The organism is Candidatus Paralachnospira sp. LCP21S3_A2, from assembly GCF_052118925.1.
GTDB lineage: Bacteria > Bacillota > Clostridia > Lachnospirales > Lachnospiraceae > Lientehia.
In genome coordinates, this window is the sequence record NZ_JBQKGG010000015.1 from 21501 (window position 1) to 33960 (window position 12460).

Genomic DNA, 12460 nt, shown 5'->3' on the forward strand with positions numbered 1-12460 from the left:
TGTCACTCCTGTTCTCTGTTTTATCTGTATCATCGTTTCAGACACTTCTAGTTTACCCCTTTTTCTAACTAAAGGGAAGTCCCTCATCTTCGATTCCGTCCGGAATATTCATAAATCCCGCCGGTTCTGGCAGGGTGCTTCCGTCACCCGGAAATTGTTTTTTCTCAGCGAATTCCTGTTCATCCACGATAACATCCGTTGTATAGACCTTCTGCCCATCTTTGTTGGTATAACTTCCAGTCCGGATACGCCCGGTCACCAGAAGCTTTGTTCCCTGATGAAGATACTTTTCTGCAAACTCTGCGCCCTTCCGAAATACCACACAGTTGATAAAATCTGCACCATTATCCCCCTGTTCCCTTCGATGCCCACGGTTTACCGCCAGCGTATAACGGGCGATAGCCATTGCTGATTCTCCCTGGCTGTAACGCAGTTCCGGATCTCTTGTCAGTCTCCCCATTAAAATCACACGATTCATAAAAATTCCTCCTTCTTTTCATCGCAAAATCCGAGTTTTTTCCCGGAAAAATCTGGTTTTTAACCTGCTTTTTTCCAACAATTTGACGCCTTTTGACTGCAATTGTTTGCTTTTGTTTTCTAAATCTATTTGCCTTATAGTTGCTGAAATGTTAGGATTTTCTATATGGATAGAACAGAATAACGGAGACAGCTATATGAAAAAGCTAATAAACCAATCCCTTACAAAAGAACACAACTCCGGGGCTTCTAAAGAACTGATCTCTCTTAGAAATGAAAATAAAGATTTAAAGATACAGCTTGCCGACTCAAAGACACACCTGCTGACCTCTATGGCAACCATCACTCATGAGCTGAAAAACATTCTTACCCTGGTTCTCGGAAACATCCAGCTGATCGAACGGGACTATCCCGATATCACGGATATTCCCTACTGGAAATCTCTGCGATCCGATACCGCACATATGCAGGAGTTCCTGACGGACCTCTCTTCTTTCCGTGCACTCCATGAAATAAAATTAAATTACCAGCTCTGTGACATGAAAGAATTTTTAACGGAAGTCTGTCAAAACTGCCGCCCGTTATTTGACGGCGTTCATAAAAAACTGGTTCTGACCTGTCCAAAACAGCCGCTGCTCCTCTACGGCGACCGTCCAAAGCTCTATCAGGTCTTTGCCAACCTGATCAAGAATGCCGTGGAAGCTCTTGGCCCGGACGGAACCGTCTCCGTCTGCTTAAAAGATCCCGATGAACCATTAAGCGTCTTTTCAGACAATCTGGTCTCCGTTGAAGTCAAGGACACCGGCTGTGGCCTGACACCCGGACATGAAGAACTGATCTTCAAACCATTTTATACCGAAAAAGCCGATGGCACCGGTCTGGGACTTCCCATTGTCCAGAATATCTTAAAAGCTCACGGCGGACAGCTTCAGGTTGAATCAGAACCTGGAAAAGGCTCAACCTTTACAGCCCTGATCCCGCGTTACCCACGCGTGGAGAAATAAGCGTCCAAACACCACTCCCATCAGAAAACCGCCAACATGAGCCGCTGTATTGATTCCTGCATTGGCAATTCCGCTGTACAGCATCAGGAAGATCATCAGGAGCATCCGGTTTCTGCTGAACCCCGGGACAGATCCTCGAACCCGAAATACCAGAAAGCACAGCACCCCCACCAGTCCAAATACGGCACCGGAGGCTCCTGCTGATACGATCGTTTCCCGCCGCAGGCAGTACCATGCGATGGTCACTATATTCCCGGCGATTCCGCTCGCCAGATAAGCAGCAAGCACACGCAGGCTGCCCAGCCGCTCCTCCAGAAGCTCTCCAACCACCAGAAGCATTAACATATTTCCACCGATATGACGAATATCAAAATGTACAAACATGGATGCAACAAGCGGATACAGCCCTCTTCGATAGTGACCATTTACAATATAAATGGCTCCCTTCTGAACCAGGCTCATACCGCTCAGTGAACCGGTAAGCAACAGATATAAAAAGTACAGAACATTTACTCCCACCAGTGCTGTAACTGCATAAGGGACTTTTCTCTTTTCCAAGAATTCCATGGCGCGCTCCTTTTTTTGCCACCTTACCACGAATCTCCAATCCTGTCAAACGCCCGAAATTCATAGTCCAATTCCGCCATAACAATCCTGTCTCCATTCTGTATGACTCTGCTTTCATGGGGGAGAAGTCCCTGCCCGTTCAGCCAGGTTCCATTGGTGGAATTCAGATCCTGTATCCAGTATTTCCCATCCTTCCGGTCAATCACTGCATGAAGACGGCTGATGCCATTTCTCCCGGGATCATACTGCGTTCCAGCCTGGCTTCCAATGTAAAACGGGAACGTTTCCAGCGCCACGGTTTCCTGTCGTTCTTTGCAATATAGCACTGGAAAATCCCCCTGTTCTTCTACATAAAGGACTTCTGTCGGCTGTTCTTCTTTACCAGACGGTTCTTCCGCCCATTCGTTCTCTCTGTCCTGTTCCCAGTTGTGCCGCTCCATCTGCCCCTGCCGTTCCCGTTTTCCCATTCCCCGCAGCCATTGGACAATCGGATTCCCAGTCCGCTTTCTTTTACGCCTCAGGCTTCCGGACTTCTGTTCTGCATAATATCCTTCATGTGGTTCTGCTATGGTATAGCGGTTCTGTTTCTCACATTCCGACTCAAGACGATTTTCTTTTTCATCAAATACCTTTGGTTCCTCCCAGAACCGTCCACCTGCTCCAACCTGATTGTCTGCTTCCTCCCAGCCATTTCCGATAAGCTCCATCGCCGAACAGAATCCTTCCTGTCCCCATTCCGGCTTCCTGCTCTCCCGGCACAGACGGAGCAGGACCCGGATCAATCCCGGTTCTGTCTCCGGCGCCTGCCCCAGAAACAGCCAGATCAGTTCCCGAATATGATCTTTCCAGTTTCCAGGCTGATCCGGACAGTAAAAGAAACGACATCGCAAATGATCTGGCTCCAGATAAAGAAATTCCGGATCCAGAATAATCCCGTCTGGTTCCAAAAGATATTGTTCCAGCTTTTGGAAAAGTTCAGCGACCTGAAGGATCAGTATCCGCACCATTCCCTCTGTCAGCGGACGAAATTCCAGCAGAAGTGCCAGCGGCTGTGCACCGGTTATCTCATACCCATAATGCCAGCAATTATCCTCCCATTCTTCATAAAACGATGCCAGGCCTGGAATCTTATTTCGCCGCAGCATTTCCATTCCCGCCATCCGGCTGTCCGCTCCCTCAAACAAAACCCAGGTTCTTCCCTGTTCCCGTTTATATTCCGCTTTCATCTGCCGTTTTCCTCCGCGCTCTTACAACCTGTTCTCCATAAAGGCGTTTCACCTGCACAGAAACCTCCATTCTCGGTTCCTTCAGAAAAAACAATGTTCGGGGAAGCGCCGCTAAAAAGCGACCCGTCCCAACTCCGTTTACCTGAACACTTCTTCCCCTCACATCTACTGACCCTGTTGAATCCATAATCAGGCCAGCTATGTTTTCTTCTTCCCTTTGTTCTTTTCGAAATGCCTGCTGCTCTGCCGTTCCATATACCCAACATTCCAGCCATACCCTGTCATGAAGAAACAGAACACCGGACAATACAAACAATATAACTCCCAGTGCAAGTGGCATGATAATCGCTGCCTCCACCGTATAACTTCCCCGCAGCTTCCGTTTCAGAATCTCTGATCCTTTTTTTGTCCCTCTCTTTTTATTGATTTCCCGATACCATAACCGCTTTGCCTTTATCCCCATACACTCCACCTCATTGCCTGAACCAGCACGGTCCCGCCAAGCAGAAACGGAGCCAGCGGAAGTTCCCGGTTTCTCTGCTTCTTTATCACGGCCAGCCAGAACGCCGGAATCATCATAAGCAGAAAACTGGCTTCCAGATACAGATATATCTCAGCTCCCGTCACGCTCCCTGTCCCCAGTACCATCCAGCCATCGCCGCTTCCGATCTGCTTTGGTGCCAGCCTGGACAGGACAAGCAGAAGCCCTCCCGGCAGCACAGCCAGAAAAATTTCTATCCCCCTGAATTCTCCAGCTGCCACCGATAAGCTCTGTACTGCCGCACCGGCAGCCACTCCCATCATCAAAAGCCAGACCGGAAGCTTCCGCTCCTTTAAGTCAAACCAGCTGCATACTGCCAGATAGCCTAACGTAATCCCAATTTTAACTTCATTCATACTTTCGCTTCCGCATTTTTATTTAACTTGTTGCTCCTGTTATACCCCACAGCGTGAGCACTCACCTCTCCTTCCAGTCTCGGACTCCGGAATCTTTATAATCCACCTCCGCAATCCGGTACAGCCACGGTTCCGATGATACCTGCTCCCCCAGTCCGTAACATAAACCGTGCCATTCACCGCCCCATCTGACCTCACGCATACCTCGCATGCTTTGTATGTTTCTCCGTCTTTATTTCTCCTGGAAGCCACTGTTTCTCCGGCAATTCCCTGTATAGAAAGCGCCAGATAGGAGCAGCTTCTGGATCTATGATACACCGTTCCCCGCTGTGTAATATATACATATGTCTCCGTCTTCTCGTCGTTTTCTCCAGAATCTGAGATCCGTTCCTGTCCGTTCCAGAACCGCCGCCTGCTTCGCTGAAGATATGTTCCCTTCCAGGCTCCAAACACATGAAGCGCCGGACCGGCCTCATAACAAACCGTAAAATCCAGATAATCCGCACGCATCTTTCCATTTCGGATCATGGAAAGCCCCGACTCCCCCAGTTCAAGTCCGGTTCCCGGTGTCAGATTCCTTACCGAAGCAGGAATCCCGGCTTCCGGAACACCATAAATCGCCTGGTTCCGTACCGCCTCTTCCAGATAAAATTGAATCTCCGTCTGATAGGATATCAGCTGAAACAGTGAAAACAATACACTGATCATCAGAAGAAACAGACTCATGATCAAGGACGCCTCCACTGTCATGCTGCCACGCAAGGAGGTGGACACAGACACTCTCCCCCACCGGCGTCCAGGCTGCCTGTGAACCCATATATGATCGGATCTGATTTGCATTTGGAGAGATTTTTGGAGACTTGTCCCCCAGGGCAGTTTCCCAGGGACAAAAAAATGAGATTGTTTTTTATTGCTAGATCTGAAGTGAAGCCTGACATGCAGGCCGCCTTGCCGTGTGGAAAAGAGCATCTGTATCCACCCCCTTTCGTAATCATATTTCGTCGTATCCATAAGCCGCATACGCCTTATACGTATAGGTTGTCCGCAGCGGCAGCCGGAAGAACATCGGTTTCGCCTCAAAAATAGTCTCCACCCCCGCGTAAGACAGACAGTTTTCCAGAAAGAATCCCGAATCTGCCGCCCGCAGGTTCATTTCCATAAGATTCATGCTCCGTGAAAGTCCTTCTTCCCCGTCCCCAAGGAAACAGAGCAATGTCAGATACGTTTTGTAATCCCAGGTCAGCGTCATTTCAGATTTTCCTTTGCTTCCGTCCACCGTCTTTTCGCTTTCGGAAGAACTGCTTCCAGTCAATAATGCCGGTGCCTGCTCCAGAGACAGCTTCCAGTCCTGTTCTGTTTTTACCAGTGGAACCTGCCCTCCCGCAAACAGAATCCTTCCATCAGACACTGCTTCCGCAAGCGCCCACGCCCCGAGAAGAAGTGCTGCTGTCAAACGGATTAATGGCAGTATCCCCGTAAATCCCACCAGCGCAGCTGCCATAGCTTCGGCCTCAGCCCGTTTTCCTGTGTCACGCAGCAGATACAGCATATTCATGCCGGTTCTCAGCGCTATCAGTTTCTTAGCTGCCTGTTCTATATTTTCCCGGTCAGAATCTTTTCCCGCCAGAATATATTCCAATTCATAAGCGAGTACCGTTTCTCCCGGTTCCAGAAAATTTCCGAAGTGATCTGACATATATAGTGCCGTTATGACTTTGTCCAAAGCTCCCATTCCTCCGGCTCCTTCCAGTCCGGACACCCGTGTTTCTGTTTTTAACCTGGCTTCTGAAACTTTCGTCCCCTCCGGAAGTATCAGCGCTAACATTCCTGTTTCCTGCCAGTTCTCTGCCGCCTGCAAAAGCGGACTTTCCTGTTTCTCCTGCACGTTTTGTTCTGGGATCTCCTCCAAAAGTGTTCTGATTTTTACCGCCTCCGGATCATCCAGCTGTAATAATTCTGCCTCCAGCGATTCCATCGCATCCGCAGCCTGCAAAAGTTTCTGCCGTATGCCTTCCTGTTCCGTCTGCCGCTCTCCACCTTCTTCATAAGCCTTCAGATTATTCAGTTCTTCTTCCATGATCCCGTATGCCTCCTCCCCCACCTGTTCCTGCCTCGTTTTCAGGTTTTCCTGTTCTCCGGAAAGGACTTCCGTAAACACCTCAGTCTTTTTTCGTACCTGCTCTCCCACCTCCTCTGCCTGCTGTTTGGCCAGTCGTGCCTGTTCCTGCACCGTTTCTGTCACTGCTTCCGATTCCGCTTCGGACATTCCGGCATTTCCAGCCCCTTCCTCATACTGTCTCCATGCCTCCCGCAGATTATTTCCCGCCTTTGAAATCGCTGTATACTCTTCCTCCAGCCCCGCTGCCATATCGCCCAGTCCTGACAGCCCCCGCACATATTCAGAAACCACCCCCGCATCGGTTACAAGCTCTTTCTGACCCAGAAGTTTTTCCGCCAATACCTCTGTTCCATGGACTTTCATGTCCCGGAGAATTTCTGCCCGGAATGCTGCGGCTCCATCCTGCACTGCCGTTTCCGCTTCCGTAACAGTTATCTCTTTTACTGTAAATGGAAATAAATTGTTTCCATGTCCGGTACTGCCCATTTCCGGATCCCCATAAATTTCCAGGATCTCTCTCATAGTATCCGTAAATCCTGCACTGTCTGCCATAAATAACAGATGATACTCTTCCCACAGCGGACGGTAATAACCGGCAAACACTGATTCCAGAGCGGATCCCTGCGCCGTTTCCATCAGGAACGAAAGCGCTGAATACCGGGCCGACTCCAGAGCACCGCAGATCAGGGTCAGAATCGTAGTAAGAAGCAACGTGAAAAACACCGTAATACTTCCTCTGGTCTTCTCCATCAATACACGCTCTTGGTTTTACTGTCGATCTGCGCAAAGATCGCTTTCACCAGTGAGATCAGCTGTTTTTTGAAAATCAGCACCAATGAAATCAGTACCACCAGAATAAGAATCACTTCTACTACTCCGACAGCGGTTTCCTCTTCCCAGAAATCCGTGCTTCCCGACTCCTGCCAGACTCCTGTCTCCGACACATACTCCAATTCCTGCTTTTCTGTTCCGGCCGGTTTCATTCCGATCTTCCCCATAACATTCTGTTTCCCTCTGTTCCAGTTCTGCTTCTTCATAAATGCTCCTCCTTCTTTTCCCCATCTCAAAAGGACAGGAATGCCGGTGTCATCACTGCTGCCAGTACCACAAACAACATCAGGAACATCGGCAGCATCAGTTTCGTTTCTGCTTCCTCACCAAGTCTCCTGGCAAGATTCTTTCGTTCCTCAAAGGCACTTTCCGACTCCTCTTTAAGCCGGATCGCCAGCTTTGTCGTCCCCTGCTTCAGATTTTGTTCCAGAAGCGCACCGAATTTCATATATGCATGAAGCCCACACCGTTTTCCAAATTCACCGTAGGCCCGGCTCTCGTATCGCCCATTCTCAAGCTGCTTCCAGGTAAAGCGCATTTCTTCATAAACATATCGTGTCGGCTCCCCCTGTGCGGTCCGCTTTTCATATTCTTTCACGATCCTTTCCCATATATTTCGGACAGAGATTCCTGCCTGCAATAACACCGTAAACCTCGATACCAGCTCCGGATAGTCCAACAGCAGCTCCTTTTCCCGCTTTTTTAACTGATCCCGTCTCCGGCTGCCCGCCCGGAACGGAAGGTAGAGAAGCAGACAGACTGGAATCAGTATCAGCCATATGCTCTGCACTTCTTCTTTCCGATACCAAATCAGCGTCTCTCCATTCTCCTTTTCCGGAAGATGTATCTGTTCCCCCTTCTGTTCCTCTATGGCACTCCGAAGTTTTTCCAAAAACCGTTCTTCTTCTTTTACCAGTATCGGATAAATTTTCAAAAGCACTTCGGTTTCCCGCACCTGATCCTGACAGGACAGACTCATAAGAAATTTTGCCTGTTCGCCATCCGGATCCAGTTTTCCATTTTCTTTTTGCACGGTTCCGTCATCATCCATCAGATCCCGTGTCTGACTTGTCCAATCTACGATTACCAATCCATCTTGCGCGGTTTCCGGCAGCCGGATCCTGCCTGTCACATGATCCCTGCCTCCCGCATCCAACACGTTCAATACTTCTTCTTCCGCTGCCTTTAACAGCTTTTCAATCTCCTCCTTTCCAGGAACCATTCCATCCAGAGCAATCTCCACAGGGATTCGTTCCCCATTTTCCCGTTCTACTTCCAGTTCATAAACCATCTCCTGTTTTCCGATTCCCGGTCGTTTCAGCTCCTGAACAGCCTCCTGTCTCGTTCCCATGAGAAGCCATACACTGCCTGCCAGAACTGTGACTGTCAGACAAGATCCCAGCACTGACACAAGCCTGCTGTCCTGTTTCCGAATCAGACTTTCTGCATCTTCCATGGGATACAGCTTTCGATACTGTAAAAGCTTTTTGGGATCCGGTGCCGGTTTTCCACGCTTACGGCAAAGTTCATAGTATTTATCCACAATCATTCTGCTGATTTTCCCCATATATCTCCTTATACCTCAATGGCTGAGATCCGTTTTGCCAATGCCGCCGCGATAACATAAACAGCCAGACAGACCGTCATGACAATTCGTCCGATTCCGGTCTCGTAGAGAACCTGAAAAAACTCCGGTGAGGTCTGATTCATGTAAAACAGAATTGCCAGCGGGATCACCTGCATGAGCCGCTGCTCATACTGTCTGCCGCGGAGCATGGTAAAGATTTCTTCCTGTACCTCCAGCCTTCCTGCAATAACCTGAACGGTCTCCTGAATAATGCTCCCCAGCGTTCCTCCGGTTCTTCTTGCTGCCTGAAACACCTCCGCAAAGCATTCCGCCTCAGGAAGTCCGATCCGCTCCGCAAACTCCCGCACTGCCTGCTCCAGCGGTACATTCATTCCGATTCGCATCCTGATCCGCGCAAACTCTCCGGTCATCCGATCCTCTTTCCCATAGAGGAATGCCAGTTCCCCAGCTGCATCTTCCATGGCATTCTCCGCCGAATGCCCTGCCTGAAGGGACGCACTCAATGCCAGAAGCCCGTCCTTAAACCGGACTGCCAGAGCCTGCCGCTGCGCCGCAGTTTCCTGCATTTTCATCTGCCTTACCAGAACAACCGACAGTGGAAGCAGTATCACAAAACCCAACAGGCTGCGGTAAAACAGATAGGCAAACACGCCCAGACGGGCCGCCGCTTTTCCATACAGCCCCAGTTCCTGAGCACTCCGTTTTTTCAAAGGGCTTTTTCTGGTCGTAGAGTGTGACAAGCCGATAGGCTTCTGTTTTCCGGTCATAACCATTCACCTCCAACACAGTCTGTACCTGCCTGCTGCCGTCCCGCTCCCGCTTTAGCTGAATCAGAATATCAATGGCAGATCCGATCTGCTCCCGGATTGCTGCCAGCGGAAGATCTCCACCCATCATAGACATGGTTTCCAGTCTGGCCAGCATATCTTGAGCTGAACGGGCATGGCCGGTGGAAAATGATCCATCATGCCCGGTATTCATCGCCTGTAACATATCCAGACAGGCACCATCCCGAACCTCTCCCACGATAATCCGATCCGGTCTCATCCGCAAAGCGGTCTTGATCAGCTCCCGTATCGTGATCTCCCGCCCTCCGGCAGCGCTGCTCCTTGCTTCCAGGCGTACCAGATTCCGAAGTCCCTGAAATTTTAATTCTGCAGAATCCTCGATGGTAATGATTCGTTCCACCGGCGGGATCCAGGCTGAAAGGGCATTGAGAAACGTGGTTTTACCACTTCCAGTTCCACCGGACACAAATATATTTTTCCGTTTTTCCACACAGTCCTTTAAAAACTCTGCAAGCTCTGCCGGGAGACTTCCCATCTCCACCAGCCGTTCCAGGGAAAACACCTGCTTTCCGAATTTACGGATTGTTACCACAGGTCCGTCAATGGCCGCTGCCCGCAGCACCACGTTGACTCTGGCGCCATCCTCCAGCCGTGCGTCCGCAATGGGATTTGCTTCATTGACCGTTCGATTCACTCTGGAAACGATCTGCTGGATCACATCCTCCAGCTTTTCTCTGGAAGAAAACCTTACGCCGCTTTCCTGAAGCTTTCCGCCTCTTTCCAGAAAAATCCGATCCGGACCATTAACCATGATCTCCGTAACCGTCTCGTCCTCCAGGAACTCCTGCAACACATCCAGCCTCCGCAGACTGTTGAACAACGCTGCCCGCATGGGAATCCGCCTTTCCAGACTGATCCGGTTCCGGCGGTTTTCCTTGACGATCTCCTCATCGATCATCTCAAGAAGCCGCTCATCGGAAACTGCTTCTCCGGCCTCCAGTCTTCCAAGAAGCCTTTTCCGGATCTCTTCCATGATCGGTCACCTCGCTTCCTGTTATCAAAAAGCCAGAATCTCCGGATAGTTCCATATACTTCCGTAGTTTTTCCCGCTGCGGAGCATGAAGTGCCTGTTCCAGCGTCCGGATTTCTCCTGCTTCTTGAATCCGTGTTCCCGGAAGAAAATGACTTTTTCCACCGAATCCATGCTTCTCCAGCCACGAGGCTGCCGGGCTTTCCGCTTCTCCGATAATGGCCTGACATGCTTCCAATAACGAGCCTCTCCCCGATACTCCTCCAAGATTTAAAATCAACTGGCGGTATCCTCCCAGTTCTGCCAGTGTCCGAAAAAATTTCGTCTCATACAACATTCCATCCCGGTAAAGATCCTCCGGATCCCGGACCGGTGCAATCATCTGGGCAGAACTGTTTCCAAAAACTGAGGCTGCCAGCCTTGCCGTCGTGAGACTGTTCTGGCTGTAATAATAGTAAAGTTCCGATAATTCCGGACTTTCAGCTCCCATAAGCGTCTGAAAAGAAGAAAATTCTTCCAGCGTCAGATACAGCGTTCTCCCCCGTTCTGCAAACAGTGCTGTCAAAAGCATCCCAAGTCCTGTGCTGTCCGTTCCCGGCGTACAGATCCCGATCAGTTTTCCCTCCGTCTTCCCGTTTCCACCTCCATGCTCCGTAAGAAATTCTGATTCAAATAACAACAGTAATGCTTTCCAGATCCGGTCCGCCGGCTGATAACGGCAGATCCGCGGAAGTTCCAATCCGTCCGGTTTTGATCCTCCTCCTTTTTCTGCCTCTGAATCCGATCTGCCGGTCTCTGCCTCCCCTCCTTCTTCCGGCCTTATAGCTTCTGTTTCCGACAGAATTACAGACTTTACATCCGGACTGGCACGACAGAGATTTTCTGCCGTTTCATCTGCCAGAAGAATCCCTATCCGATTTTCTCGAACCGCCTGTTCCAACGCTTCACTCCCCGTAAACACCTGGATCTCCGCCGCTTCCCCATGGTGCCTCCGAAAATACCCTGCCAGAGACCGTGCATAGCCGGGATTACGGTCATATATACCAATTTTTATCCGCTCCATATACTTCCTCCTTACATGGTCTGACTGACCACCCATACCAGGCTTCCCAAAAACAAGGCTGCCGCAAAGGGAATCGTGTCCTTTTTCTGATACCCCCGTCCAAGATCATAGGGAAGCCATTTTTTTCTGTTCTTACATTGAATCATCCATGATCTGAAATAAGAAAGCCGGTCCAAAACACTTCGATAACGAACCATCCGAAACAAAGACATGATGCCTCCCATCACCAACGCAGCAGCAAAGCTGATCAGAAAACCGGTCACTCCGGCCCAGCCGGCCATAACACCGCATAATTTGACATCACCGGCTCCGAACATCCGAAACCTCCACCAAGGATAAAGAACTGCCATTACACCTGCTGCACGAAGCAGATACCTGCTCCCTGCAAAAATCATCTGTCTCCCGTCCTCCGATAAAGCCGCCATCCGGCCTGTGATATCCGCCGGCAGCTCCCCCGGCGATACCCCGGAAAACAGTCCTGCCAGCAAGAATCCGGTAAAAAACCAGATTTCGAGCCATCGATTCGGTATCCTACGAAACCGGATATCCGAAACTGCCGGGAGAAAACAGATCACTGTCAACAGCCATCTCACAGAAAACCTCCATTTCCACTGCTTTCATTCCAGTTATACGTTTCTGTCTTTCACGTCTGATATTACTTTTTGATTTTTACTTTTCCGTTTTTCTTTTGTAATTTAACTTTTTTCTTTGGGAATTCGTCACCCGAAAGATGGGTAATGAAACTTGAGATTTGATGTTTTTGATTATGCACGAAACCAGTGCATTTGTCAATACTTCCCCAAAAAATACACGAATTAAGACGAAAGTGGTCGAATGCATACAAATAGCGTCTTTTGTAGTCGACTGTCC

General features: G+C 49.6%; 14 protein-coding genes. 1 reads left to right on the top strand and 13 read right to left on the bottom strand.

The genetic code is table 11. From position 1 onward, the window contains the following. Positions 1-64: 64 nt before the first annotated feature. A complete protein-coding gene (locus tag ACTQ3K_RS10220; RefSeq protein ID WP_441567681.1) occupies positions 65-478 on the bottom strand; it encodes a single-stranded DNA-binding protein in 414 nt (137 codons plus the stop codon). A gap of 196 nt (positions 479-674) precedes the next feature. Between ACTQ3K_RS10220 and ACTQ3K_RS10225 the strand changes: the two genes are divergently transcribed. Beyond that, entirely contained in the window at positions 675-1481 is an 807-nt protein-coding gene (locus ACTQ3K_RS10225) for a sensor histidine kinase (RefSeq protein WP_441567679.1), read from the top strand. Here ACTQ3K_RS10225 and ACTQ3K_RS10230 read toward each other — a convergent pair. The 12 genes from ACTQ3K_RS10230 to ACTQ3K_RS10285 form a co-directional block, all read right to left on the bottom strand. Continuing rightward, complete coding sequence (locus ACTQ3K_RS10230; RefSeq protein ID WP_441567677.1) at positions 1434-2048, bottom strand: rhomboid family intramembrane serine protease; 615 nt, start codon at positions 2046-2048, stop codon at positions 1434-1436. The two genes, ACTQ3K_RS10225 and ACTQ3K_RS10230, sit on opposite strands and share 48 nt — an antisense overlap. Positions 2049-2071: 23 nt before the next feature. Beyond that, positions 2072-3274 carry a DUF6382 domain-containing protein gene (locus tag ACTQ3K_RS10235; protein ID WP_441567675.1) on the bottom strand — a complete coding sequence of 401 codons (1203 nt, stop codon included), beginning with the start codon at positions 3272-3274 and terminating at the stop codon, positions 2072-2074. Continuing rightward, entirely contained in the window at positions 3258-3737 is a 480-nt protein-coding gene (locus ACTQ3K_RS10240; protein WP_441567673.1) for a hypothetical protein, read from the bottom strand. The genes ACTQ3K_RS10235 and ACTQ3K_RS10240 overlap by 17 nt, the downstream gene beginning before the upstream one ends. Beyond that, positions 3728-4171 (bottom strand): prepilin peptidase, encoded by a 444-nt coding sequence (locus tag ACTQ3K_RS10245; protein WP_441567671.1) that lies wholly within the window; start codon positions 4169-4171, stop codon positions 3728-3730. Before ACTQ3K_RS10245 ends, ACTQ3K_RS10240 begins: the two co-directional genes overlap by 10 nt. Before the next feature lie 39 nt (positions 4172-4210). After that, on the bottom strand, positions 4211-4897 hold the full coding sequence (locus ACTQ3K_RS10250; protein WP_441567669.1) for a hypothetical protein: 687 nt from the start codon (positions 4895-4897) through the stop codon (positions 4211-4213). Between the two features lie 265 nt (positions 4898-5162). After that, positions 5163-7040, bottom strand: coding sequence for a DUF5702 domain-containing protein (locus ACTQ3K_RS10255; protein WP_441567667.1), 1878 nt, complete (start codon positions 7038-7040; stop codon positions 5163-5165). Further along, entirely contained in the window at positions 7040-7234 is a 195-nt protein-coding gene (locus tag ACTQ3K_RS10260) for a Flp1 family type IVb pilin (RefSeq protein WP_441567723.1), read from the bottom strand. The genes ACTQ3K_RS10255 and ACTQ3K_RS10260 overlap by 1 nt, the downstream gene beginning before the upstream one ends. Positions 7235-7353: 119 nt before the next feature. Next, positions 7354-8688: a hypothetical protein gene (locus ACTQ3K_RS10265; protein WP_441567665.1), complete on the bottom strand. Its 1335-nt coding sequence runs from the start codon at positions 8686-8688 to the stop codon at positions 7354-7356. A gap of 8 nt (positions 8689-8696) precedes the next feature. Beyond that, the gene (locus ACTQ3K_RS10270) at positions 8697-9281 is read right to left on the bottom strand and encodes a type II secretion system F family protein (RefSeq protein WP_441567663.1); all 585 of its coding nucleotides are present in this window, start codon (positions 9279-9281) and stop codon (positions 8697-8699) included. Continuing rightward, positions 9229-10530 carry a CpaF family protein gene (locus tag ACTQ3K_RS10275; protein WP_441567661.1) on the bottom strand — a complete coding sequence of 434 codons (1302 nt, stop codon included), beginning with the start codon at positions 10528-10530 and terminating at the stop codon, positions 9229-9231. Before ACTQ3K_RS10275 ends, ACTQ3K_RS10270 begins: the two co-directional genes overlap by 53 nt. Then, positions 10469-11590 carry a hypothetical protein gene (locus tag ACTQ3K_RS10280; protein WP_441567660.1) on the bottom strand — a complete coding sequence of 374 codons (1122 nt, stop codon included), beginning with the start codon at positions 11588-11590 and terminating at the stop codon, positions 10469-10471. Before ACTQ3K_RS10280 ends, ACTQ3K_RS10275 begins: the two co-directional genes overlap by 62 nt. 11 nt (positions 11591-11601) lie before the next feature. Further along, positions 11602-12183, bottom strand: a complete 582-nt coding sequence (locus tag ACTQ3K_RS10285; protein ID WP_441567658.1) for an A24 family peptidase — start codon at positions 12181-12183, stop codon at positions 11602-11604. Positions 12184-12460 lie beyond the last annotated feature (277 nt).